The sequence below is a fragment of the Lysinibacillus sp. HST-98 genome, from assembly GCF_016757845.1.
GTDB lineage: Bacteria > Bacillota > Bacilli > Bacillales_A > Planococcaceae > Lysinibacillus > Lysinibacillus capsici.
Genome location: NZ_JAENHX010000002.1, coordinates 461,247 through 487,059, shown reverse-complemented (window position 1 = coordinate 487,059; position 25,813 = coordinate 461,247). Strand labels below are relative to the sequence as shown.

Annotated in this window: 25 protein-coding genes; 21 read left to right on the top strand and 4 right to left on the bottom strand. The window is 37.8% G+C overall.

What is annotated here, in order from left to right; translation table 11 throughout:
* Positions 1 to 19: 19 nt before the first annotated feature.
* Positions 20 to 1,243, top strand: coding sequence for a M16 family metallopeptidase (locus tag JIN86_RS08050; protein WP_004224986.1), 1,224 nt, complete (start codon positions 20 to 22; stop codon positions 1,241 to 1,243).
* A 250-nt stretch (positions 1,244 to 1,493) separates the two neighbouring features.
* Here the strand turns inward: JIN86_RS08050 and JIN86_RS08045 are convergent, their stop codons facing one another.
* The 4 genes from JIN86_RS08045 to JIN86_RS08030 are packed head-to-tail and all read right to left on the bottom strand — an operon-like array spanning position 1,494 to position 3,969.
* Positions 1,494 to 2,108 carry an ABC-2 transporter permease gene (locus JIN86_RS08045; RefSeq protein WP_202341650.1) on the bottom strand — a complete coding sequence of 205 codons (615 nt, stop codon included), beginning with the start codon at positions 2,106 to 2,108 and terminating at the stop codon, positions 1,494 to 1,496.
* A 10-nt stretch (positions 2,109 to 2,118) separates the two neighbouring features.
* On the bottom strand, positions 2,119 to 2,745 hold the full coding sequence (locus JIN86_RS08040) for an ABC-2 transporter permease (protein WP_009371162.1): 627 nt from the start codon (positions 2,743 to 2,745) through the stop codon (positions 2,119 to 2,121).
* Positions 2,746 to 2,747: 2 nt separating this feature from the next.
* Positions 2,748 to 3,590: an ABC transporter ATP-binding protein gene (locus JIN86_RS08035; protein ID WP_004224974.1), complete on the bottom strand. Its 843-nt coding sequence runs from the start codon at positions 3,588 to 3,590 to the stop codon at positions 2,748 to 2,750.
* A 1-nt stretch (position 3,591) separates the two neighbouring features.
* Entirely contained in the window at positions 3,592 to 3,969 is a 378-nt protein-coding gene (locus JIN86_RS08030; protein WP_004224968.1) for a GntR family transcriptional regulator, read from the bottom strand.
* 142 nt (positions 3,970 to 4,111) lie between these two features.
* Here JIN86_RS08030 and JIN86_RS08025 point away from each other — a divergent pair, with 142 nt between their 5' ends.
* From JIN86_RS08025 to JIN86_RS07930, 20 genes are all read left to right on the top strand, one after another.
* Positions 4,112 to 4,375 (top strand): YlmC/YmxH family sporulation protein, encoded by a 264-nt coding sequence (locus JIN86_RS08025; RefSeq protein ID WP_004224966.1) that lies wholly within the window; start codon positions 4,112 to 4,114, stop codon positions 4,373 to 4,375.
* 9 nt (positions 4,376 to 4,384) lie between these two features.
* Positions 4,385 to 5,164, top strand: a complete 780-nt coding sequence (locus JIN86_RS08020) for an NAD(P)-dependent oxidoreductase (RefSeq protein WP_004224963.1) — start codon at positions 4,385 to 4,387, stop codon at positions 5,162 to 5,164.
* The gene (locus JIN86_RS08015) at positions 5,158 to 5,748 is read left to right on the top strand and encodes a dipicolinate synthase subunit B (RefSeq protein ID WP_004224962.1); all 591 of its coding nucleotides are present in this window, start codon (positions 5,158 to 5,160) and stop codon (positions 5,746 to 5,748) included. The genes JIN86_RS08020 and JIN86_RS08015 overlap by 7 nt, the downstream gene beginning before the upstream one ends.
* 82 nt (positions 5,749 to 5,830) lie before the next feature.
* The gene (locus JIN86_RS08010) at positions 5,831 to 6,868 is read left to right on the top strand and encodes an aspartate-semialdehyde dehydrogenase (RefSeq protein ID WP_004224956.1); all 1,038 of its coding nucleotides are present in this window, start codon (positions 5,831 to 5,833) and stop codon (positions 6,866 to 6,868) included.
* A 13-nt stretch (positions 6,869 to 6,881) separates the two neighbouring features.
* Positions 6,882 to 7,781, top strand: a complete 900-nt coding sequence (gene dapA / locus JIN86_RS08005) for a 4-hydroxy-tetrahydrodipicolinate synthase (RefSeq protein ID WP_004224954.1) — start codon at positions 6,882 to 6,884, stop codon at positions 7,779 to 7,781.
* 278 nt (positions 7,782 to 8,059) lie between these two features.
* Entirely contained in the window at positions 8,060 to 9,727 is a 1,668-nt protein-coding gene (locus JIN86_RS08000; protein WP_004224952.1) for a ribonuclease J, read from the top strand.
* A gap of 154 nt (positions 9,728 to 9,881) precedes the next feature.
* The gene (locus JIN86_RS07995; protein ID WP_004224951.1) at positions 9,882 to 12,173 is read left to right on the top strand and encodes an FtsK/SpoIIIE family DNA translocase; all 2,292 of its coding nucleotides are present in this window, start codon (positions 9,882 to 9,884) and stop codon (positions 12,171 to 12,173) included.
* A 199-nt stretch (positions 12,174 to 12,372) separates the two neighbouring features.
* The gene (locus JIN86_RS07990) at positions 12,373 to 13,101 is read left to right on the top strand and encodes a GntR family transcriptional regulator (protein WP_036080379.1); all 729 of its coding nucleotides are present in this window, start codon (positions 12,373 to 12,375) and stop codon (positions 13,099 to 13,101) included.
* Positions 13,102 to 13,154: 53 nt separating this feature from the next.
* Positions 13,155 to 14,240, top strand: coding sequence for a BMP family lipoprotein (locus tag JIN86_RS07985; protein ID WP_004224948.1), 1,086 nt, complete (start codon positions 13,155 to 13,157; stop codon positions 14,238 to 14,240).
* A gap of 376 nt (positions 14,241 to 14,616) precedes the next feature.
* The gene (locus tag JIN86_RS07980) at positions 14,617 to 16,164 is read left to right on the top strand and encodes an ABC transporter ATP-binding protein (RefSeq protein WP_009371165.1); all 1,548 of its coding nucleotides are present in this window, start codon (positions 14,617 to 14,619) and stop codon (positions 16,162 to 16,164) included.
* Positions 16,164 to 17,210 carry an ABC transporter permease gene (locus tag JIN86_RS07975; protein ID WP_004224945.1) on the top strand — a complete coding sequence of 349 codons (1,047 nt, stop codon included), beginning with the start codon at positions 16,164 to 16,166 and terminating at the stop codon, positions 17,208 to 17,210. Before JIN86_RS07980 ends, JIN86_RS07975 begins: the two co-directional genes overlap by 1 nt.
* Before the next feature lies 1 nt (position 17,211).
* Positions 17,212 to 18,171, top strand: a complete 960-nt coding sequence (locus JIN86_RS07970; protein WP_202341649.1) for an ABC transporter permease — start codon at positions 17,212 to 17,214, stop codon at positions 18,169 to 18,171.
* A gap of 170 nt (positions 18,172 to 18,341) precedes the next feature.
* On the top strand, positions 18,342 to 19,613 hold the full coding sequence (yfmF, locus tag JIN86_RS07965) for an EF-P 5-aminopentanol modification-associated protein YfmF (RefSeq protein WP_202341648.1): 1,272 nt from the start codon (positions 18,342 to 18,344) through the stop codon (positions 19,611 to 19,613).
* Positions 19,610 to 20,911 carry an EF-P 5-aminopentanol modification-associated protein YfmH gene (yfmH, locus tag JIN86_RS07960; RefSeq protein WP_004224941.1) on the top strand — a complete coding sequence of 434 codons (1,302 nt, stop codon included), beginning with the start codon at positions 19,610 to 19,612 and terminating at the stop codon, positions 20,909 to 20,911. The genes yfmF and yfmH overlap by 4 nt, the downstream gene beginning before the upstream one ends.
* Positions 20,908 to 21,636, top strand: coding sequence for an elongation factor P 5-aminopentanone reductase (ymfI, locus tag JIN86_RS07955; protein ID WP_004224940.1), 729 nt, complete (start codon positions 20,908 to 20,910; stop codon positions 21,634 to 21,636). The genes yfmH and ymfI overlap by 4 nt, the downstream gene beginning before the upstream one ends.
* 45 nt (positions 21,637 to 21,681) lie before the next feature.
* Positions 21,682 to 21,939, top strand: coding sequence for a DUF3243 domain-containing protein (locus JIN86_RS07950; protein WP_004224939.1), 258 nt, complete (start codon positions 21,682 to 21,684; stop codon positions 21,937 to 21,939).
* A gap of 216 nt (positions 21,940 to 22,155) precedes the next feature.
* A complete protein-coding gene (locus JIN86_RS07945; RefSeq protein WP_026023397.1) occupies positions 22,156 to 22,941 on the top strand; it encodes a DUF3388 domain-containing protein in 786 nt (261 codons plus the stop codon).
* A gap of 16 nt (positions 22,942 to 22,957) precedes the next feature.
* Positions 22,958 to 23,887 carry a helix-turn-helix domain-containing protein gene (locus tag JIN86_RS07940; RefSeq protein WP_202341647.1) on the top strand — a complete coding sequence of 310 codons (930 nt, stop codon included), beginning with the start codon at positions 22,958 to 22,960 and terminating at the stop codon, positions 23,885 to 23,887.
* 47 nt (positions 23,888 to 23,934) lie between these two features.
* Positions 23,935 to 24,513: a CDP-diacylglycerol--glycerol-3-phosphate 3-phosphatidyltransferase gene (gene pgsA, locus JIN86_RS07935; RefSeq protein ID WP_004224936.1), complete on the top strand. Its 579-nt coding sequence runs from the start codon at positions 23,935 to 23,937 to the stop codon at positions 24,511 to 24,513.
* A gap of 17 nt (positions 24,514 to 24,530) precedes the next feature.
* On the top strand, positions 24,531 to 25,790 hold the full coding sequence (locus JIN86_RS07930; protein WP_004224935.1) for a competence/damage-inducible protein A: 1,260 nt from the start codon (positions 24,531 to 24,533) through the stop codon (positions 25,788 to 25,790).
* The last annotated feature ends 23 nt before the right edge of the window (positions 25,791 to 25,813 follow it).

Here is a 25,813-nt window from a genome sequence, read left to right as displayed (position 1 = left end):
TATAATTGGGGGAGATAGTTTGGTTCAAGTACATACATGTCAGAATGGTGTTCGTATTGTATCAGAGCAAATTGATCATGTAAGATCAGTGGCATTAGGCATCTTTGTGAATGCGGGCTCTCGCTACGAGCTACCTGAAGAGAATGGTATTACACATTTTATTGAGCATATGTTGTTTAAAGGGACAACAACTCGTTCAGCTCGTCAAATTGCTGAAGAATTTGATCGAATCGGTGGAGAGCTAAATGCCTTCACATCGAAAGAAAATACATGTTACTATGCTAAAGTTTTAGATCATCATGCGGAGCTTGCGGTCACTATACTAGCAGATATGTTTTTCAATTCTACATTTGCGGAAGAAGAATTAGAAAAAGAGCGACAAGTAGTATTAGAAGAAATTTTAATGAGCGAAGATGCTCCTGATGACGATGTTCATGAGAAGCTGTGGGGTGTCATGTATCCGAATGATGCACTCGGTCGTCCAATACTAGGCACTGCTGCTACATTAAAGACATTTACAGCAGCTGCTATACGACAATACATGGATAAACATTATGGGCCAGAATCCGTTGTAATTTCTATTGCAGGTAATATTTCATCTCAGCTTATGCAAACGATTGAAGATTTATTTGGTCACTATCAACCTTCACCACATGCTATGGCACCTGTGCTGACAAACCCTTCATTTTATCCAGGAGAAATTACAAAAATACGCGATACAGAGCAGGCACACGTCGCGATTTCCTATCCAGCAATCGGTGTAAAAGATCCAGATATGTATAGCTTTATTGCGCTTAACAATATTATTGGCGGGAATATGAGTTCTCGATTGTTTCAGGAAGTACGAGAAGAACGTGGGCTAGCCTATTCTATTTTTTCCTATCAATCATGTTATGCCGATGTAGGTGCTTTTACGATTTATGGTAGTACTAGTCGACAGCAATTAGCACAGCTTCAGCACACGATCGATGCTACTTTATTAGATATTGTAGCGGGTGGTGTGACAGAGGAGGAGCTTGATAATGCGAAAGAGCAGCTTAAAGGCAGCTTTGTCCTTGGGCTAGAAGGTACTGGGGCTCGTATGAATCGTAATGGAACAAGTGAACTTGTCCATCGCAAGCATCGAACAGTAGACGAGGTTCTTAAATCGATCGATGCCGTATCGATGGAGTCGGTGGATCGGCTGATCGCTAAAATTTTAAAAGCAGAACCAGCTATCTCAATCATAGGTCCTAGCGAATAAAGATATTTTAATAAGATAGCATTTGTTCCAGCTATAAAAGGTAACACTTTACGGGGGGCGCGGAAGGTACTTGACTCCCGTGGGATAGCGAGACATGTCAGCCTCTAAACGGAGAGGTAGCGAAGGAAGCGGCTCTGCATGCACGTAGGAAAGCAAGTAGCCTGCAACGGAAAGCCATTCCTTTTGTTTTGTTATTCAACACGATTAAAAATAGGCTGCCAAATAAGGCAGCCTATTTTTTGATGAATGTTTAGCAAATTTCCTTTGCCATATATAAATAAAGACATTTGTGAAACACAAGAGAAGTGATGAGGATACTAACCAGTGTTGGTATGAGTAAGATAATTAAATTTGCAGCTACTAGTGATAAATAGTAATGAATAACAAAATTCAGCAGAATGATAAGCACAATAGCTGTAAGCATTCTAACCGTTCGCATTCCCTCTGTTTCATCAAGATACTGAATATAAAATTGACTACAGATGAGGAAAGAGGCGCTACTTATATAAGCAAAGTACATAGCAAGATGCTCGATAAAATTTTCAGATGCATCAGGTTGTGAGAAATACATAGGCGCAAGGATAATAAAGAGCAATGCAATAAGGCCATAGCAAAATAAAAAATCGGATTGCAATTGTGTTTTCTTTGATAGAGGTAACGTATTGACATACATTGTCCATTTTACTTGACGGTCGCCTCTATATAGATTATCTACGATGTTGGCTGAAATAACGACAACAAATAATCCGATAGAAGGACTATCTACAAAAGGTAAATGCACAAAATGAAGAAGTACACATATCGTCATTGTAAAAAGAATAGTCCATTTTTGTACGACAATTCTTTGTAACAACAATGCTCGCATGAGATCCCTCCTAAAACTCTTTTCTTTTATAAATAGCAGTAGAAACTAGAGAGGAGAGGCAGAGCAGTATTAGCCCGCCCAAAGGTGCTAAATAGACATATTGCTTTAAATATAAAAACTTTTGAGTCATATCAGGGATATATTCTTTAAACATCCCCGTTAAGAAGCCAGGGATAAAACAAAACGCTATGAGGACTATTCTTCCTTTAATAGAGCCAAATTTAATATAGATAGGTAGTAATACGGCTAATAAACAGAGCGCCGATGTTACGATCAAATTAAACGTTAGGAAAAATTCTGAAGTAATGTCGTTATTGGTAAAAAAATTGATGAAAAATAGGATAGGTAATGCCATAACAAGTCCGAAAATCATTAACATTACACTGAGTATATATTTACTAAAAACGATATCCGCTTTAGCAATTGGTAAAGTATTAGCGTATTTATCCCACTTACTTTGTTCATCGTAGCTAAGGGCAGTTATCGCTTGTATTGTAACAATAAAAACAATAACAGCTAGAAGCATTGCGCTTTGCTGCATAAAAATCGCCATCACAAGAAGAAATATAAGAACAAATGCTTGTGCTTTCATTTGTCGTTGAATGGTCATTAAATCTTTTAGGATAAGTCCTACCATATTTAAACACTACCTTTCACGAAAAATAGCATGATATCTTCTATAGAAGGTCTTTCAAGTCTGAAAGCCTCATTTACTTCATTTTTCAGAACTAATGCTTCTATTCCAAACGCGCCAGGACGGGTTCTTAGAATCGCATGCTCTGGCAAGTCGTTTACTTCCTCACTGTTACCTTTGAAAATACCATATTCATATAATAGAGCATCTTTACTCTCGCTCAATAAAATCTCACCATTATGAATTAACGTAATATAGTCAGCAATTTTTTCTAAATCGCTTGTAATATGCGAAGAAAATAAAATGCTGTGCGTTTCATCCTGCATAAATGCTAAAAATAAATCCAGAATTTCATCCCGAATAATAGGGTCTAATCCACTTGTTGGCTCATCTAAAATCAATAATTTTGGATGATGTGCCAATGCTAAGGCAATTGATAGCTTCATCCTCATTCCTCGTGATAGTTCCTTAATCTTCTTCCTCTTTGGCACCTTAAATTGAGCTAATCTTTCAAAATAATAGTCTGAATCCCATGTTTGAAATACTTTTCTCATAATTTTGTCGAGTTGCGTCGCATTTAGCGTTTCGGGTACATGTAAATCGTCAAATACAACGCCGATGTCGTTTTTTATCGATAGTTCGTGTTCGACATGATCTTTGCCAAATAGCAAAATTTCGCCATATTCTTTTTTTATTAAATTCAGCATGCATTTTATCGTTGTTGATTTGCCAGCCCCGTTTTCTCCAACAAAACCCATTACAGTGCCTTGAGGGACGGAAAAACTTATATCTTTTAGAAAAAAGCCTTCAAAGCCCTTATGTAGATCATGAATTTCAATGGCATTCATATTACTTATCCTCCTCTAACATTAAAGATAGTAGTTCTTGTAATTCTTCACTAGAAAGTCCAGCGGTTTTCGCTATTTTTGCTGCCTTTTGCAAGTGCCCCTCTACCTGCCGTAATAGCTCCTCACGTAGAAAGTCTTGATTTCGTTCTGTGACAAAGCTCCCTTTCCCAGCGACTGTTTCAATGAAACCATCTCGCTCTAAATCAGCATAGGCACGTTTAGTGGTCATCACACTTATTTTTAAATCCTTTGCTAAAGCGCGGATAGACGGTAGTGCATCACCTGCCTGTAATTTATTAGCTAAAATAGCCTCTTTGAGCTGTATGGTGATTTGCTCATAAATAGGTTTTTCACTCGCATTACTTAAATGGATATGCACAAATCATCACCTCTTATAACTGTATATATACACTATATACAGAAGGCGGTGAAAATGCAACATATTCGTACTTTAGGTAGGGGTCACGATTTGCAAAAAGTCCGCATATATTGAGGTAACGGCTCAAGGAGGGAGATGAGGCATGCTACTATCTGAGATGGTGGATAAGGAGTTAATTCAAATTGAGGGTGGCGTACATTTTGGCATCCTGGCACATACAGAATGCCTATTAGATGTGCAAACAGGGAAAATACATGGTTTTGAAATTGTGAAAGATAAACTACCATTCCAAAAAAAGAAAATGAAAGTTAGTGAAATGATACCTTGGCACGAAATTATTTTAATTGGTGAAGATCGTATTTTATTTAATAAGACATCTACAGTACAGTCAGAATATTTACAGTGAGGTGAGCTTTTGGAAAACGAAAAATGGCTTGTTATCGGTGAGGACTCCCGATTAAAGGAACTAGCTACAATGCTAAGAAGTCCATCGAGAACAGTATTTTATAAAAGAACGACCGTATGGAACGAAGAGTTAAATAAACTTGTTTTAGAATTCCAGCCTAATAAAATCGTATTACCTATTCTTCCATTAAAAATAGAAGTTGAGCAGCTCTATGGTATATCACAAGTGAAATTTTATACGGGTCGATTAACAATGCATTGGAAGCAATTACTAGAGAAAAATGAATCTATTTGCTATTTACAACAAGAATCATTTATTTGGCAAAATGCTCGATTAACAGCGGAGGGATTTATCGCCACGTTTTACGGACTCGAGCAAAAATGTATTTACGGACAAAATTTCACAATCGCAGGTTTTGGTCGCATTGCAAAAATGCTCGCCTCTTTACTAGTTAAGATGGGAGCGAATGTTCATATTGTTGCACGTTCAGTTGTACAAGTGAGTGAAGCAAAAGCATATGGTTATAAAGCCACGAATTTAGATGATCGCCAATGGTCTATTACAGATGGCATTTTTATTAATACAATTCCTGCTAAATGGATTACAGAGTCATTTATAGAGCATGTTCCAACTGTTTTATATGACTTGGCATCAGAGCCAGGATGTTTAGATATAGATTCTGATCAATTACAAACATATGTACTATTGCCATCATTGCCTGGGAAATACTTTGCACATGATGCTGCTACAATATTGTGCAAGGCAATAGAGGAGGAAGAAAATTGTTAACGGGGAAACGAATTGGCTTAGGTATTACTGCTTCTCATTGTACGTATGAAGATGTAGTACCTAAAATCCAAAATTTTATTGATGTCGGAGCAACAGTTATTCCAATCATTACCCATTCCGTTTTACATGCAGCTACACGCTTTGGTACAGGTGAAGAGTGGATTGCCAAAATAGAAGCTTTGACAGGAGAAAAAGTTATTTCTTCTATAAAAGAGGCGGAGCCATTTGGCCCATCCAATCCATTAGATGCAATGGTCATAGCCCCCATGACAGGCAATAGCATAAGTAAATTTGCTAATGCAGCAACAGATAGTCCTGTGTTAATGGCAGCAAAGGCAACTTTGCGTAATGGTTCGCCTGTAGTTTTAGGTATTTCCACAAACGATGCACTAGGCTTAAATGGCATAAATATTATGAAACTGTTAAATGCCAAAAATATATATTTTATTCCCTTTGGTCAGGATGCCCCTCACTCCAAACCAAATTCTTTAATTGCTGATTTTGAGCAAATGGTGGATACTGTTCATGCAGCAATTACGCAGAAAAAGCAATTACAACCGCTGTTGATACAATATTTCAAATAAATAAGAGATTACACACAATTTTCAGTATTTTTGTGATACAATAGCACACATTATGGAACATGTATTCAAGGAGAGATGACAGATGACAAAGCAGTTAACAGTTGCGGTTGTTGGGGCAACAGGTGCAGTAGGATCGAAAATGATGGAGCAGTTGATTAAACGTAAATTTCCGATTGGACATATTAAATTTCTAGCTTCTGCTCGTTCAGCAGGAAAATCAATCGAATTTAATGGGGAAACATATACAATTGAAGAAGCGACACCTGAGGCTTTCGAAGGCGTCAATGTCGCTTTATTCTCAGCTGGTGGTTCAGTATCAGCTGTGCTTGCACCAGAAGCAGCTAAGCGTGGTGCAGTAGTTATTGATAATACGAGCCATTTTCGTATGGATCCAGAGGTACCGCTTGTCGTGCCTGAAGTAAATCGAGGCGACTTAGCGAAGCATAAGGGAATTATTGCGAATCCAAACTGCTCGACAATTCAAATGGTAGCTGCACTTGAACCAATTCGTCATGCATTTGGTTTAACAAAGGTAATCGTTTCAACTTATCAGGCAGTATCAGGTGCGGGGATTTCTGCGATTCAAGAATTAAAGGCACAAAGCGAAAACTGGGATGCAGGTAAAGATGTAGAAGCAAATATTTTACCGTCTGGTAGTGATAAACGTCATTACCCAATTGCTCGTAATGTCATTCCACAAATCGATAAATTCACAGATAATGGATTTACATACGAAGAAATGAAAATGATTAATGAGACGAAAAAAATCATGCATGCACCAGAGCTAAAAGTAGCTGCTACTTGTGTTCGTGTGCCAGTCGTTTCAGGTCACTCTGAATCTGTTTATATTGAGGTAGAGAAAGAAGCGTCAATCCAAGAGATTTTCGAAGTATTACGCAATGCACCAGGTGTGGTATTACAAGATGATATTGCAACACAAACTTACCCAATGCCTATTTATGCAGAAGGGGAAGACGCTACTTTTGTAGGACGTATCCGTCAAGATTTAGACAACAGCAAAGGGTTCCATCTATGGATCGTTTCTGACAATTTATTAAAAGGCGCCGCATTAAACTCTATCCAAATTGCAGAAGCAATGCTTGAGGATAACTTACTATAAGAGGGGTGTAAGGATGAATTTAGGTCGAATTGGAACGGCAATGATTACGCCGTTCAAAAATGATGGCACGATTAATTATCCAGAACTAGAACGTATTATTAATCATTTAATAGACAATGGTACTGATTGTATTGTTGCTTGTGGTACGACGTCTGAAAACCCAACTATGTCTACAGAAGAGAAAATTGAAGTTGTACGCTTTACAGTTGAGAAAGTAGCAGGTCGCGTACCAGTTATTGCAGGTACTGGGGATAATGAAACAGCTTACTCTATCGCAATGACACATAAGGCAGAAGAAAACGGAGCAGACGGCATTATGCTTGTAGCTCCCTACTATAATAAGCCAAATCAACGTGGGATTTATGCTCACTTTGAAACCATAGCTAAACAAACGAATCTCCCTGTTATGCTTTATAATGTTCCAGGGCGTACTGGGGTCAATGTTGCCTATGAAACTTCTGTTGCCTTAAGCAAGATTCCTAATATTGCTTGGATTAAAGAAGCGAGCGGTAACTTAGATCAGATGGGTGATGTTATTGAGAATGTTGATCCAGCTGATGATTTCTTAGTGTATAGTGGGGACGATGGTTTAACACTCCCACTAATGGCCATTGGCGGAGCAGGTGTTATTTCTGTAGCTGCCCATGTGGTAGGCAATGATATGCAATTAATGATTAAAGCGTTTGAAGAAGGAAATCATCAGCTAGCAGCCCAAATTCACAGAGCCTTATTACCTTTAGTACGTGCGCTGTTCGCTCAGCCCAACCCTTCACCGATTAAATATGCGATGACAAAATTAGGATTTGATACACTCAATGTTCGTTTGCCGATGATGGAAATGACAGATGAAGAGAAAGCTAATTTTGACCGAATTTGGGATACGTATCAAGAAAAAGCGAAAAGTTTTAGATAAATAGCAGCGAGGCTGATAGCATTTCAGCCTCGTTTTTTATATTTTATAAAATAAAAAGTATTTACCAAATTTGTAACTCGTCGTCCTTACAAATACTTATTTATCTCTATTTATACAGGATAGCCAATTTTTGTTTTCCATCTGCTAGTAATAAGCAAATAGCAGGAAAATCTATTTCCAACGTGAAACATGTATTTTTAATTTGTGCAAAAGCTTTGCAAACCGTATAATAAATGTTAAGTGGTTGCTGTTCGGGATATTTTTTAGGAGGAAATAAATTGACAAAAAAGAAAAATGAATTAATCCGCATCATCCCTCTTGGTGGTGTAGGCGAAATTGGGAAAGCCATGTACGTAGTAGAAATTGATGAAGAGCTATTTGTGGTGGATAGCGGCTTAATGTTCCCAGAAGATGAAATGCTAGGTATAGATATCGTGATTCCTGACATTACTTACTTAGAAGAAAATAAAGAACGTGTGAAAGGTATTTTCTTAACACATGGTCATGAAGATGCAATTGGTTCTATTGCCTATGTATTACAAAAAATAAAGGCACCTGTGTACGGTTCGAAATTAACTATTGCATTAGCAAAGGAACATTTAAAAGAATTACCTGCACCACATCAAGTAAAGTTTTTTGAAGTAACAAACCGTAGTCGTATGAATTTTAACTCAACGTATGTAACATTCTTCCACACAACACATAGTATTCCCGATTCGTTAGGGGTAGTGTTCCATACATCTGAAGGCGCGATTGTTCATACAGGAGAGTTTAAATTTGATCAGTCAGCGACAGGTAAATTTAAACCTGATTTAGCAAAAATGGCACAGCTAGGTGAAGACGGCGTTTTCATTCTATTATCTGAGTCTTGCGAGGCTGAGCGACCAGGATATACGACATCAGAGATTGTCATTGAAGAACAATTATCCAAAACATTCCACTCAGCACCGGGTCGTATTTTAGTAGCTGTTTACGCATCGAATTTTATTCGAATTCAACAAGTATTTGCTCAAGCTCAGAAATCATTCCGTAAGGTTGTAATTGTAGGCAAGCCATTGGAAAAAGCGGTTGATTTAGGCGTACAGCTTGGTTATTTAACAGTTGAAGAAGATACAATTATTCCGATCTCGGAAATGCAAAAATATCAAGATGATGAAATTATTATTATTGCAACTGGCAACAGAGGAGAACCTCTCGATGCTTTAGAAAAAATTGTCCGTAAGCACCATCGTGATATTAAAATTAAACAAGGTGATACGGTACTAATCACGTTTACACCTTCTCCTGGCATGGAAGTTCAAATGGCGAATACAATGAACTCAATGTCAAAAGCAGGCGCTGAAATTTTGACTTCTAGCAAAAATGTCCATGTTTCAGGACATGGTAGCCAAGAAGATTTAAAGCTGATGTTAAACTTAATGCAGCCAAAGTATTTTATTCCTGTACAAGGAGAATACCGTATGCTAATTGCGCACTCTAAATTAGCACAACAGCTAGGTATGCAAAAATCCCAAATTTTTATCGCTGATAAAGGGGATATCGTAGAATATAAAAATAATAAAATGCGCATGAGTGGTCGTGTACAAGCTGGTAATGTCTTAATTGACGGTATTGGTGTAGGCGATGTAGGTAATATTGTACTTCGTGACCGTAAATTATTATCGCAGGATGGTATTTTCATTGTGGTGGTAACATTAAATCGAGCACAAAAGAAAATTGCCTCTGGGCCAGAAATTTTATCACGAGGCTTTGTCTATGTACGAGAATCAGAGGAATTAATGATTGAGGCTTCTGACATAGCGAAGAATGTGATTGAAAAGTACGTTGGGAAAGAAACCTTTGAATGGACGAATATTAAACAAGAAATTAGAGATACGCTAAATACGTATTTATTCCAAAAAACAAAACGTCGCCCAATGATTATTCCTATTATTATGGAATATTAATTGAACAAGCTCATCGTATATGCTTTGAGGAAAAAATAAATGAAAAAGGATTTTCTCCCAATTGCGGTGGAAAATCCTTTTTTTGAAATATTCAAGTTCTACATGTGATGATTCGCTACATATATAGAATGGATTGCAGAAGAAGGTGAATTAGATGGCAGTTAGTAAGAGAAAAAAAGTTACTAAAAGTAAAGCGACAACAGAAAAAAAAGACATGCATCCGCTTATGTACGAAATATTAGGGTTGCTCTTAATTGCATTAGCAGTCATTATGATTTTTGAATACGGCATGATCGGGCGGATTCTACAAACAATCGCCATGTTCCTTTTTGGTAATTTACATTTTGCTGTTCCATTTATGCTTATATTTGTTGCATTGTTAATGATGATTGGTCGTAAAAAAGTTGGGATAAAGGATCGATTAATACTTGGCATGTTCCTCATTGTTATGAGCTTAACGATTTTTAGCCATGGCATATTATTTGAACAACTATCCAAATCAGGTGGTCTACTATCTGATTCTGTGCTACGTGAATCATGGCGAATTTTGATTAATACAGATGGTATCATTCATCGTAGTAATGCTTTGGGAGGGGGCATGATTGGTGCCCTACTCTTTAGCGGGCTTCATGTGCTGTTTGAGGCCTCAGGGGCAAAAGTTGTTGCTTGGGTTATTTTCTTTATTGGTTTAATTCTTGTCACTGGTAAAGCATTAGTGCCTTATTTAGCAGAAAAAACGCCAGATATATTTGGTAAATGGAAAAAAAAGCACCGAGATAAGAAAAAAAATACACCGAAGAAACCAAATAATCGTCGTTCTAGAGTAGAGAGTGGGGATGAAGTAGCAGCCGTTAATCAATCTATAGATATGCCTGAACAAGAAGAAGAAATACCACATGAACCGATTATTTCTGCTTTTACACAGAATGTTTCACAGGAAAGAGAAGTGTTGGATACAACTCACTTGGTGGAAAATGAACTAGAAGAAGCAACGGATGATGTCCAGATTCAGGGGACAGATGCAGTAGAAAATGCAGATTATCAGCTCCCATCATATAATTTATTACAATTACCACCACAACATGATCAAAGTGGTGAATATTCAGTGATTCAAGCAAATGCCAAAAAGCTTGAACAAACATTACAAAGCTTTGGCGTAAAGGCAAAGGTCACACAGGTGCATTTAGGTCCTGCTGTTACGAAATACGAGATTTTACCAGATATTGGAGTGAAAGTAAGCAAAATTGTCAATTTGCAAGATGATCTTGCATTAGCATTGGCAGCTAAAGATATTCGTATGGAAGCGCCAATTCCTGGGAAATCTGCGATTGGTATAGAAGTACCTAATAGTGAGGTAGCCATTGTAACACTTCGTGAGGTATTAGAATCGAAAGATGGTGCTAAGCCTGAAGCATTATTACAAGTAGCATTTGGTCGTGATATTACAGGACAAGCTGTATTAGCAGAGCTCAATAAAATGCCACATTTACTTGTAGCTGGTTCTACAGGAAGTGGGAAAAGTGTGTGTATAAATGGCATTGTTGTTTCCATACTAATGCGTACAAAACCGCATGAAGTGAAGCTCATGATGATAGACCCAAAAATGGTTGAATTAAACGTTTATAATGGGATTCCACATTTATTAGCGCCTGTCGTAACGGATGCACGTAAAGCTTCTCAAGCACTGAAAAAAGTGGTATCTGAAATGGAACGTCGCTATGATTTGTTTTCTCATACAGGTACAAGAAATATTGAGGGCTATAATGCACATGTCCAAAAGGTTAATGATCAAACAGAGGAAAAGCATCCAAAGCTACCTTATATTGTGGTTATTGTAGATGAGTTAGCGGACTTGATGATGGTCGCATCAAGTGATGTAGAGGATTCGATTACACGTTTAGCACAAATGGCAAGGGCGGCTGGCATTCATTTGATTATTGCCACACAACGACCAAGTGTAGATGTTTTAACAGGTGTCATTAAAGCAAATATTCCATCCCGAATTGCTTTTGCCGTTTCTTCCGCGATTGACTCAAGAACAATTTTAGACATGGGTGGAGCTGAACGATTATTAGGACGAGGCGATATGTTATTTTTACCTGCTGGAGCTTCTAAACCGAAAAGGGTGCAGGGTGCCTTTTTATCTGATCAAGAAGTGGAAGCAGTCGTTCATTTTGTTATAGAACAGCAAAAAGCTCAGTATCAGGAGGAGATGATTCCTACTGAAGAAGAAACCATATTAGAGGAAACAGATGATTTATACGATGAAGCAGTCCAATTAGTTGTCAATATGCAAACAGCATCTGTCTCTATGCTTCAACGTCGCTTCCGTATTGGTTATTCAAGAGCTGCACGTATTGTTGATCAGATGGAGCAACGCGGTATTGTTGGGCCTCCAGAGGGTAGTAAACCTCGTCAAGTACTTGTTCACCAATACGATAACTAAGCAAAAAATGAAGATGAAAATGGTGAGAGCAATTGTATTTTTGTCCAAAAATTTGCAGAAAAAATAAAGAAAGAATGAATTCTATAACAGATTTTACTCAAAACTGTTTATTTCATTCTGCAAAAATGTTATATTTATGAACGATTAGTAGGAATGTTGTACATCAGATGTCTGATCTCTAGTTTTGGTGGTGATATATGTGACTATTAAAGCAGATCATCGTCATCTCTATCTTCAAGTAATCGATCGTTTAAAATCTGACATTGAGGCTGGCATTTTTAAAGAAAATGAAAAGCTGCCTTCAGAATTTGAATTATCGAAATCACTAGGAGTCAGTCGAGCAACACTTAGAGAAGCACTTCGACTGTTGGAAGAGGAAAATGTGATTGTGCGCCGACATGGGGTTGGGACTTTTGTTAACCCGAAGCCGTTGTTTACATCAGGCATCGAGCATTTATCTAGTATTTCTTCTATGATCGAGGCAGCAGGTATGGAGCCAGGTTCGCGATTTTTAAAAGCGACTGAGCACGTGCCTTCTGAGGAAGATTTAAAACGCTTCCAAAGTGATGGCGACGATAAAATACTCACGATTGAACGTGTCAGAACAGCGGATGGTGAGCCAGTAGTATACTGCATAGACAGGCTACCTGCAAGCTTCCTGCCTACTGACTTTGTCGAAAAAAAAGAAGTTTCACTGTTCTCTGCACTTGAGCAATCTGGCAAAATTCATGTAGCTTATGCTGTAACCTATATTGATCCAGTTGGGTATCATGAACAAGCCTCACCGATTTTAAATTGTGGACGTGAGACAGCTCTTTTAGTGTTAAAGCAATTGCATTATGATGATCATGATCAAGTAGTGCTCTATTCAAAAAATTATTTCCGAGCTGATAAATTCAGCTTCCATGTAGTTCGTAAACGGGTGTAGAACATTTCTAAATTTTTTCCTGCTAATTACAATACCTTTGGGGGGTTAATTAAATGAAAAAACGTAAATTTGGTTTAGTATTAACATCAGTATTAGCGGCAAGTGCTATTTTAGGTGCTTGTGGTACGAAAGACGACGAAAAGCCAGCGAAAGAAAATGACAATGCTTCAGGTGGCGAAAGCACAGAAGAAGCTTTCTCAGTAGCGATGGTTACTGACGTAGGTGGCGTTGATGACAAATCATTCAACCAATCTGCATGGGAAGGTGTACAAGCTTACGGTAAAGAGCACGATTTATCAAAGGGTGATGGTGGTTTTGACTACCTACAATCAGCTTCAGATGCTGACTATGAAACAAACTTAAACAACTTAATTCGTCGTGACTTTAACTTAGTATTTGGTATCGGATTCATGATGGCTGATGCAATTGATGCAGTTGCTTCTGAAAATCCAGATAACCACTTTGCATTAATCGACGCTGAAGTAGAGGCAGACAACGTAGTAAACGTACTGTTCAAAGAGCAAGAAGGTGCTTTCTTAGCAGGTGTTGCTGCAGCGAAAACATCTAAAACAGGTAAAATCGGCTTCGTAGGCGGCGTTGATATTCCAGTTATTAACCGTTTCCACGCTGGTTTCGTTGAAGGGGCTAAAGCAGTAAACCCAGATATCGATATTCAAGTAAAATATACTGGTGCGTTTGATAAAGCAGATCTTGGTAAAATTACAGCGAACAGCATGTATTCTTCAGGTGTAGATGTAATCTTCCACGCTGCTGGAGCAACTGGTAACGGTGTATTCTCTGAAGCAAAAGAGCGTAAAGCGAAAGATCCAAATGCTGATGTATGGGTTATCGGTGTAGATGCTGACCAATACGAAGAAGGTAAAGTAGACGATAAAACAAACGTTACATTAACTTCTATGTTAAAAGGTGTTAATACAGCAGTAGTAGATATTTCAAATAGAGCGAAAAATGGTGATTTCCCAGGTGGAGAAACACTTGTTTACGGTTTAGCTGAAGATGGCGTTAAACTTGCGGATTCTCGCGGTGCGATTCCAGAAGATGTACAAAAAGTAATCGACGAATATAAAGAAAAAATTGCTAAGGGTGAAATCAAAGTTCCAGAAAAAGTGGAAAAATAATTCATCTTTTGATCATCATAAGGGACTCTTAGAAGGACCTTATGATGATTTTTCAATCTATCGTTATATTTAGATTATTCGCAATACTCTATTTAGCTAGATTTATAGGAACCTTATAGAGGTAGTAATTATGATTTGAATAATGATGGTAACAAGTTAATAGAAGAAAGGTTTCTAACGATGACCTTTCCTGTATTAATTTAGCAAAACATCTACTTCTATAGGTGGGATATTAAATCGGTAATAAAATATAGCCTCTAGTAGAAAATTTATTACTGGACGTATGGCTTATCTGTACCATCCATCATGTAGCAGCAGATACTATACGCTAAGATGAAAATACTTAATAATAGTGCCTATTAAGGGAGTGACAAATTTGGATTATGTGATTGAAATGCTAGGAATCCGTAAAGAATTCGGTAATTTCGTGGCGAATAATAATATCACCCTCCAACTGAAACAAGGCGAGATTCATGCATTGCTAGGTGAAAATGGTGCAGGTAAATCGACTTTGATGAACGTCCTTTTTGGTTTGTATCAACCAGAGGGTGGCGAAATTCTTGTACGTGGGAAGGCTGTAAAAATTACAAACCCGAATATTGCCAATGATTTAGGGATTGGCATGGTGCATCAACATTTTATGTTGGTAGAAAACTTTACGGTAACAGAAAATATCATTTTAGGCACTGAGCCTACTAAAATGGGAATTGTGAATATAAAAGATGCGGCTAAGAAAGTACAAGCACTTTCTGAAAAGTATGGATTAGATGTTGATCCGAACGCCAAAATCGAGGATATCACGGTTGGTATGCAACAGCGTGTAGAAATATTAAAAACATTGTATCGTGGTGCCGAAATTTTAATTTTTGATGAACCAACTGCATCATTAACACCGCAAGAAATTACCGAATTAATTCAAATAATGCGCCGTCTTATCGCAGAGGGTAAATCCATTATTTTAATTACGCATAAGCTAAAAGAAATTATGGAAGTGTCAGACCGAGTGACGATTATCCGTAAGGGAGAAGGGATTGGCACTGTTGTAACCGCTGCCACAAATCCTGATCAGCTTGCTGAAATGATGGTTGGACGTCAAGTTGAATTTAAAACGGAAAAAACGGAGGCGACACCGACTGAAGAAGTGCTTTCGATTGAGAACTTGTTTGTTACAGACTATCGAAATATTGATAAAGTTAAAGGTCTTAATTTAAATGTTCGTAAAGGTGAAATCGTAGGTATTGCTGGTATTGATGGTAATGGTCAATCCGAGTTAATAGAAGCCATTACAGGTCTACGCAAAATTAAAAGTGGTAAAGTCAAGCTGAATGGTAAAGATATTACTAACATGAAGCCTCGTAAAATTACAGAGGAAGGCGTAGGACATATTCCACAAGACCGTCATAAGCATGGATTAGTTTTAGATTTCCCAATTGGGCATAATATTGCATTACAAACTTATTACCAATCTCCAATAGCGAAGGGCTTTGTGATGGACTATAAAAAGGTGTCAGAGAAAGCTCGCCAAATCATTAAAGAGTATGATGTGCGTACTGGTAATGGGGAGATGACACCAGCTCGTGCATTATCTGGTGGTAACCAACAAAAAGCAATTATTGGTCGTGAAATTGACCGTAACCCTGATCTATTAATTGCTGCTCTACCAACACGTGGACTTGACGTAGGAGCTATTGAATTCATTCATTCTCGTATAATTGAGCAACGTGATAAAGGGAAAGCCGTATTGTTAATCTCATTTGAATTAGATGAGGTGATGAATGTTTCGGATCGAATTGCTGTTATCTATGATGGACAAATTGTCGATGAGTTAAATCCGAAAGAAACGACTGAACAAGAGCTAGGCTTACTAATGGCAGGACAAAGAAAAAAAAATATAAAGCGTGATGCGAAGGAGGGGAACGACTAATGTCAAATCGTGTCATTAATATCCTCGTTCCTATCATCTCTATCATTATCGGTTTAATTGTAGGGGCTATCGTGATGGTAGTCAGTGGCTATGACCCAGTGCAAGGTTATATCGCTCTTTGGACAGGTATTTTTGGAGATTCATATTCAATCGGGAACACAATTCGTCAAATTACACCATATATTTTAGCAGGTCTTGCGGTAGCATTTGCATTCCGTACAGGGCTCTTCAATATCGGTGTGGAAGGTCAGCTAATTTTAGGTTGGTTAGCCGCTGCTTGGGTAGGTTATGCGTTTGAACTTCCTAAAATCATTCACTTACCATTAGCATTGCTTGCGGCAGCTGCTGCAGGTGCATTTTGGGCCTTTATTGCAGGTTTCTTAAAAGCGAAATTTAAAGTTCACGAAGTTATTGCGACAATTATGCTGAATTACACTGCACTTTATATTGCAAATGCAGTGATTAAAAAATTGTCCGATGGCAGCTTTAAAACAGAACGTATCCACGAGTCAGCTTCTTTACGTTCTCCGTTTTTAAGAGAGCTTACAGACAATTCAAGTCTTCACTATGGGATCATTGTTGCACTTTTAATGGTAGTTGTGATGTGGTTCATTTTAGAAAAAACAACACGTGGCTACGAGCTAAAAGCAGTAGGTTTTAACAAAAATGCTGCTGACTATGCAGGTATGAGTGTCAATAAAAATATTATTTTAGCTATGACGATTTCTGGTATGTTCGCAGGCCTTGGTGGTGCGATGGAAGCTTTAGGGACATTCCAAAACGCATCCATTAAACCTGGCTTTACGGGAATTGGTTTTGACGGTATCGCCGTTGCGCTACTTGGTGCCAATACACCACTTGGGGTAGTGTTTGGAGCATCCCTTTTTGGTTCTTTAAAATATGGTGCATTAAATATGCCAAATGCTGCGGGTATTCCAGAAGAAATTGTATCCATTATTATTGCGTTGATTATCTTCTTCGTTGCATCAGGCTATATTATTCGAGTAGGCTTACAAAAGCTGAGCAAGAAAAAGGAGGGACAATAACATGAGCTTTTTAGAAATGTTATATTTCATCATCCCTTCAGCGATTCTTTATGCAACACCTTTGATTTTTACGGCCATCGGTGGGGTATTCTCTGAACGCTCTGGTGTTGTCAACATCGGGCTAGAAGGCTTAATGATTGTCGGTGCTTTTGTTGGTATTTTTGTCAATTTAGAATTCGCTTCATCATTAGGGGCAGCAACAGTTTGGGTGGCAATGCTAGCAGCTGTTGTGATTGGTGCTGTGTTCTCACTTTTCCATGCTGTAGCTTCTATTTCTTTCCGTGCCGATCAAACGGTATCAGGGGTAGCTATTAATTTACTTGGTTTAGCTGCAACCGTATTCTTAGTAAAAATGATTTATGATAAAGGTCAAACAGATATGATTGACCAACCAATTCGTCGTTTTGGTGTCCCTTACTTAGAGGATATTCCGTTCTTCGGTCATTTACTGTTCCATGATGTTTACAGTACATCAATTTTAGCTTTTGCTATAGCATTCGGAGCATGGTTTATCATTTATAAAACGCCATTCGGCTTGCGTTTGCGTGCTGTGGGTGAACATCCAATGGCAGCAGATACAATGGGTATAAATGTAAATAAAATGCGCTATATTGCTGTGATGATTTCTGGGGCATTAGGTGGTCTTGGTGGTGCAGTGTATGCACAAACAATTACACACGACTTCTCACACGCAACAATTGCTGGTCAAGGTTTCATGGCTATTGCCGCAATGATTTTCGGGAAGTGGCATCCAATTGGAGCACTAGGTGCAGCCCTATTCTTCGGTTTAGCACAAACATTAAGTATTGCAGGAAATCAAATTCCGCTAATCGAGAATGTTCCAGCAGTTTATCTACAAATTTTACCGTATGTGTTAACAATTCTTGCTTTAGCAGGCTTTATTGGTAAAGCAAATGCTCCAAAAGCGAGTGGACAGCCTTATATTAAAGGTAAACGCTAAGAAAAGCATTTTAAGGACTGGGCAAGCTATGCTCAGTCCTTTTTCTATATAATTGGCGTAATTTTTAATTTTTCCCATACATACTTTGGATTCCTTTTGCAATTATAGACAATAGACATGTATAGTATGTGTAGTACATCGTTATATTAAGAAGGATAGGAGGGTTTCATATGTTTAAAACAATACCTTTTGCAAAAGGTGTCAATTTGCATATCCGACAAACGACCCAATTTAAAACCGTAAATTTTTCAATTAAATGGAGAAGAGCATTAACGGCTAAAAGTGCATCAGAGCGTACAGTGTTAACAAATGTACTGCAGCACAGTAATGCTAAATATAAGACAACTGCTGCTTTTCGAAGCTTTTTAGATGACTTGTATGGTACAGTTTTGTATTTTGATACATCGAAGCGTGGAAATGAGCATACAGTTCTTATGAATGTAGAGACTGTTAATGATCATTATCTAGCGAATACGAGTGTCTTAAACGAAGTCCTTGGTTTATTGCATACAGCTATTTTTGAGCCTAATCTAGAAAATGGTGTCTTTAAGGAATCCGTTGTTGAGCGTGAGAAAAAGACAGTTATTCAACGTATTGAATCTATTTTTGATGATAAATCTCGCTTTGCTCAATTCCGTCTACAACAAATCCTAAGACCAAATGAGCCAGCATCAATTTCAGCGAATGGTAGTGTCGAAGAAATTCAAAAGATTACCCCTGCCTCATTATTTGAGGCTTATCAATCGATGCTAGCTAATGACAAAATCGATATTTATGTAGCTGGAGACATTAATGAAGAGGAAATGGTTGAGAAATTAAAAAAAGCGCTACCATTTAAGGATCGTACTCCTGAGGAAGTGCCAGCAGTACTCCCACAACAACATCCAGACAATGATTATGTAAGAGAACAGCATGAAATGAAACAAGGTAAACTTCATATTGGCTTTAGTACACCTGTTAGATTTGGTGATGCAGATTTCTCTAAGATGCAAATTTTTAATGGCATTTTTGGTGGATATCCACATGCCAAGTTGTTTATGAATGTTCGCGAAAAAGAGAGTCTTGCTTATTATGCTTCTAGTTCCTACGCTTCGCATTACGGACTTTTATTTGTTGTATCTGGGATTGAAGCTAAAAATGAAGAAAAAGCGCTATCTTTAATTAAAGAACAACTTGCTGTCATGCAGGCTGGAGACATTACAGATTTAGAGCTGGAGCAAACAAAGGCTATGCTGACGAATCAGCTAAAAGAATCCTTAGATTCGGCACGAGGTCAAATTGAAATTTTTGATCAATATAAGGATTTACCTGAGGAATTCTCAGTTCAAGCCTGGGCAAATAAGTGGAAAGCTGTGACAAAAGAAGATGTTGTTGCAATGGCAAAGCAAGTGCAGCTTGAAGCGGTCTATTTCTTATGTGGAAAGGAGCAAGCCGCACAATGAAAACAATAGAATTTAAACAATTAGATGAAATACTTTATTATGAAAAACTAGACAATGGCTTAGATGTTTATATATTGCCGAAAAAAGGCTTTTCCAAAACATTTGTTACATTTACAACAAAGTACGGCTCTGTCGATCGTACGTTCGTGCCAATTGGTGAAACAGAAAGTATTACTGTACCAGATGGTATTGCACACTTTTTAGAGCATAAAATGTTCGAAAAAGAGGATGGAGATGTTTTCCAAAAATTTAGCGAATATGGTGCTTCTGCGAATGCATTTACATCGTTTACGCGTACAGCTTATTTATTTTCATCTACTGACAATATTTATAAAAGTACAGAAACTTTATTGAATTTTGTCCAAGAACCATACTTTACAGAAGCTACTGTCAATAAAGAAAAAGGAATTATTGGGCAAGAAATTACAATGTATGATGATCAACCAGACTGGCGTCTATACTTTGGCACAATCGAAAATATGTATCATCATCATCCTGTAAAAATTGATATCGCTGGTACAATAGAATCGATTGATGGCATTACAGCGGAGCATTTATATACGTGCTACAATACGTTTTATCACCCTTCGAATATGTTGTTATTTGTGATTGGTGCTGTTGAACCAGAAGAAATGATGACGTTTATTCGTGAGAATCAGGGTAAAAAAGAATTCCCAGAACCAACGCCAATTCAACGTTTCTTTGATATAGAACCAACAGAGGTAGCCATTAAAGAACGTACATTAAATATGGATGTTCAAAAACCAAAAATTTATGTAGGTTTAAAAGCGAAAGACACTAATTTATCAGGTCAGGACATGTTAAAGCATGAGTTGTCGGTTCAAATTGCACTTGAACTTATTTTTGGACGTACCTCTGATTTTTATGAACGTGTTTACGAGGAAGGTTTAATTGATGAGACATATGCTTTTGATTTTACTTTAGAAAATGGCTTTGGGTTTGCCATGATCGGATCAGATTCAGCAGAGCCTGATAAATTGGCAAAAACAATTATGGATGAACTAGCAAAATATGAAGGAAATAGTCAATTTGATCGTGCTGGTTTGGATCGTATAAAACGCAAAAAAATTGGGTTCTTCCTACGTGCACTAAATTCAATCGAGTTTATCGCAAACCAATTCACACGATATTCCTTTAATGACATGAATTTATTTGATGTAGTACCAGTACTTGAGACATTAACCGTGGAGGATTTACAAAAAGCATTTGCTTCTATCCAAGGTGAAACACAGCAAACAGTCTTTAAAATTCTGCCAAGTAAGCAGGATGCACAGTGAAAAAATTTGCCCTTGTTTTAGGTGCATCAGGTGATATCGGTCATGCCATTTGTCAACTCTTAGCTGAGGACGGCTGGTCCATCTATGTCCATTATTCAAACAATCAAAATGCGGCACAGAGGTTATGTGAAAGGCTTTCCGAAAATTTCCCTGCACAAGAATTTATGCTTGTACAGGGCGATTTTTCAATCGTTAATGGAGCAGAAATGGTAGCCGCACAAATTTTTAATGTGCAGGCTATTGTTTTTGCCAATGGACAAGCCCATTATTCATTGCTTGAAGATACGACAGTGGAGGATATGGATGCTTTATGGCGGGTTCATGTTCAAAATCCTATGAGATTGACAGCTTTACTTTCTGGAAAACTTCGCAAGCATGAAGTAAGTTATGTACTATTTATAGGTTCCATTTGGGGAGAGGCTGGCTCAGCTGGAGAGGCACTTTATGCAACTGTTAAGGGTGCGCAACATGCTTTTGTCAAATCCTATGCAAAAGAAGCGGCATTATCTCGGATTAGAGTAAATGCTATTGCTCCTGGCTTTATAAATACCTCAATGAACAGCCATCTAAATCAAGAAGAGCTTCAATACATTTTGGACGATATCCCACTAGGCTCCATTGGACAAACAAAGGATGTGGCTGAAATGGTACGTTTTTATTTGTCTGGTAAAGCTGATTATGTGACAGGACAAATCGTACGATTAAATGGCGGTTGGTACATATAATAATCTCTTTTGCACATACTACTTGTGTAAAGGAGGAGGAAGAATATGACCATTTTAGAAAACTGGCAAAAATGGACATCGTTTTTAGGACAAAACGTCATGCAAGCTGAATCAAGCGGTATGCCGAAGAAAATGATTCAAACGGCTGCTGTCCAAATTGGGGAATATTTGGCGACTAATGTCGATCCTAAAAACGAACAAGAGCGAGTGCTGTCGGATTTATGGGGCGTTGCCTCTGAAGATGAAAAACATGCATTAGCGAATTGTGTCATTAAGCTCGTACAAAATAAGCATGTGCAGTAAATAAAAGAGGAGAGCCAATCTCCTCTTTTTGCTATACTATAAACTTTTTATCTGTGAAAACGGGAACGTATGTAAGCCTATTTAACAGTCATCAAAAAAAATTAGTAAATAACGCTGTAATTCCATGTATTCTAACTTTCCATTACATAAAAAATCAGCTATGATGGAACTTATAAAGGATTTTTTACGTTAACTAATAGGAAGGGAACGAGTGTGTTGAGCGATTGGTACTTTGAATATGAAATTCAGGTGAATCGCCCTGGATTATTAGGAGATATTGCTTCACTTTTAGGGATGCTTCGTGTCAATATTATATCAATAAATGGTGTAGATGAGGATCGACGTGGTATGTTAGTGCATACAGACAATGATGAGGCAATTGAGCGTTTTCGTACAATTGTTTCGACAATGGAACATATTAACGTAACCAAATTTCGACAACCAAAACTTCGTGACCGTTTAGCCATTAGGCATGGTCGTTATATTCCTCGAGATGCAGATGAAAAAAACACATTCCATTTCGTAAGAGATGAACTAGGTATTTTAGTCGACTTTATGGCAGAGCTCTTTAAGAAAGAGGGTCATAAGCTGATTGGTATTCGTGGCATGCCACGTGTTGGAAAAACTGAATCCATAGTAGCCGCCAGTGTCTGTGCCAATAAAAAATGGATCTTTTTATCATCTACAATGATTAAGCAAACGGTTCGTAATAAGCTTGTGGGAGATGAATTTAGTCGGAACAATATTTTTATTCTAGATGGTATTGTGACTCGACGTTCATCCGATGAGAAACATTTGCAATTAGTGCGTGAAATGATGAATATGCCTTGTATCAAAGTTGTAGAGCATCCAGATATGTTTGTTCAGCATTCCGAATATAAAATAGAGGATTTTGACTATATTATTGAACTACGTCATCACACTGATGAAGAAATTACTTATGAAATAATGGAGAAAAATCATATGTCCGAATCCGATTCTTTTGGAGGATTTAATTTTTAATTTGATGTTAAAGTAGGTGTTATTAGTGGCAGAATTAGGGACTCGACTGAAAGAGGCGAGACTGTCTAAAGGCTACAGTTTAGACGATTTACAAGAAATAACGAAAATCCAAAAACGCTATTTAGTAGGAATTGAAGAGGGCAATTATTCCATTATGCCTGGTTCGTTTTATGTACGAGCTTTTATTAAACAATATGCAGAAGCTGTTGGTTTGGACGCGGAAGAAATTTTAGAGACATATAAAAATGAACTACCGAGCACTCCAAACGATCAAGTAAGTCAATCAATAACGAATAGCCCTAGCAGAAGAAAAGTAACGAAAGGCCCTTCGAATAAAATGATGGAGGCTATGCCCAAAATCATTGTTGCTTTATTTATTGTAGTGATTATTGTGGTTATATGGGTGCTATGGCAATCAAAAAACAGTCCAGGGACAAGCGAGGAAAACAATTCTACTCCTGAAATTGAATATGACACAAATGTCAACCCAATTGATAGTGAGAAGGATAAAAAGGAACAAGAAAATAAAGATGCACAAAAAAATGATAAAGAAGATAAAAATTCTACAGAAGAAACACCAACTGATGAAGATGACACGGATCAAACAGAAGAGATGAAGCAAACAATTTCCGCAGGTACTGTTGAAGCAGATGGTGCGACAACATCTTATACGTTAACAGGTACGGATACAATGAAACTGAAAATCGAAGTATCAGGCCCAACATTTGTTGGTATTCGCAATCAACAGCAACAAGAAATATTAACAGATACACGCGTCTACAATGCTGGGGAAGTAGTTGAATTTGACGCTTCAACACAAAACTATGTTCGTATTCGTCTCGGTAATTCAACGCAAGCTAAAATCTATATTAATGACGAACTTTTAACGTATGCACAACAAATTGTAACGCAAAATATCGTCATCAATTTCAATAAAGAACAGTAGTCATCACATGATGACTACTTTCTTTCATCATGAAAGGTGTTAGAAAAATGAACATTCCAAATAAAATTACCATCTCTCGAATCTTGCTTATTCCATTCTTTGTCATTGTTATGATGTTTGATTTTGGCTGGGGAACATTATCACTTTTTGGTGCAGAGATGCCAATTCATCATTTTATAGGTGCACTTATTTTTATCTTTGCTTCAACAACCGATTGGGTGGATGGTTATTACGCACGTAAGTATAATCTTGTAACGACATTTGGGAAATTTTTAGATCCCTTAGCTGACAAGTTACTTGTCTCAGCAGCCTTTATTTTAATGGTCGAGCTTAAGATGGCACCTGCTTGGGTAATTATCATTATTATTAGTCGTGAATTTGCTGTAACGGGTTTACGTTTGATTTTGGCAGGTGGAGGAGAAGTCGTAGCTGCCAATCAGCTTGGTAAAATTAAAACTTGGGCACAAATTGTAGCGATTGCTGCTGCTCTTTTACACAATACAATCTTTACATTGGTTGGTATTCCATTTGATACAATCATGCTCTATGTTGCATTGTTCTTTACACTTTGGTCAGGGTGGGATTATTTCTATCTAAATCGACGTGTATTACTTGAGTCTAAATAAGAAAGGTCTTGGGGTTCATGAATGCTGAAATTCTTGCGGTTGGCTCAGAACTATTATTAGGTCAAATTACAAATACAAATGCGAGATTTATCTCAAGCCAGCTATCCGAGCTTGGCATCAACGTTTTTTATCATACCGTAGTAGGCGATAATGCAAAGCGATTAGAACAAGCTATCGAAGTGGCAGAGTCTCGTGCAGATCTCATTATTTTTTCGGGAGGACTTGGTCCAACAAAAGATGATTTAACGAAGGAAACGATTGCACGTCATCTTGGTGTTTCTCTTGAGTTTGATGAAGTAGCATTGACGTATATTGAGCAATTTTTTGCTAAACGAGGACGTCCAATGACGGAAAATAACCGTAAACAGGCATTAATTTTAGCTGGGAGTGAAGTATTAGCTAATCACCATGGAATGGCTCCAGGTATGATCTTCACAAAAAATGATCGCACTTATATGTTATTACCAGGACCTCCAAAAGAGTTAGAACCAATGTTTCAATTTGAGGCTAAACCTAAACTTGCTGCGATGCTTAATGATGGAGGGATCATTGCATCACATGTTATGCGATTTTATGGAATTGGTGAGGCCGAGCTTGAAGTACAAGTTCAAAATATTTTAGATGCACAAACCAATCCAACAGTTGCTCCACTTGCTTCTGATGGTGAGGTAACATTACGCGTAACAGCTAAAGCAGCAACAGAGCAGCAAGCTAGGCAGCTTATTAAGGCAAAGGTTGCAGAAATCCAAGCCCTTGTTGGTGATTATCAATATGGTATAGATGATGATTCCCTTGCCTCAAAAACGGTAGAAATGCTACTGGATAATGAGCTAACAATTGCGGCTGCAGAAAGTTTAACTGCTGGTTTATTTCAATCTGAGCTTGCGGAAATTCCTGGGGTAGGCAATGCGCTTATAGGAGGCGTTGTTACCTATGCAGCAGATGCGAAAGTAAAACAGCTAGGCATTTCACAAGAATTAATTGATACACATGGTGTTGTGAGTGCTGAATGTGCAGCGGCAATGGCAAGTGCTGTTCGTGAGAAATTTGCTACAAATATTGGGATTGGCCTTACAGGAGAAGCAGGTCCCACTGCGCATGATCATCAGCCAGTAGGTACGGTTTGGATTGGTATTGCCATAAATGATGAGGAGCCGCTTACATATTTACTTCATTTATCAGGCATGCGTAATACGAATCGACTTCGTGCGGTGAAATTTACATGCCATTATTTAATGCAGCTTTTAGAAGAACGTGGCTACACAAAACGTTATTAAAATAGAGTAAAACATAGGAATTT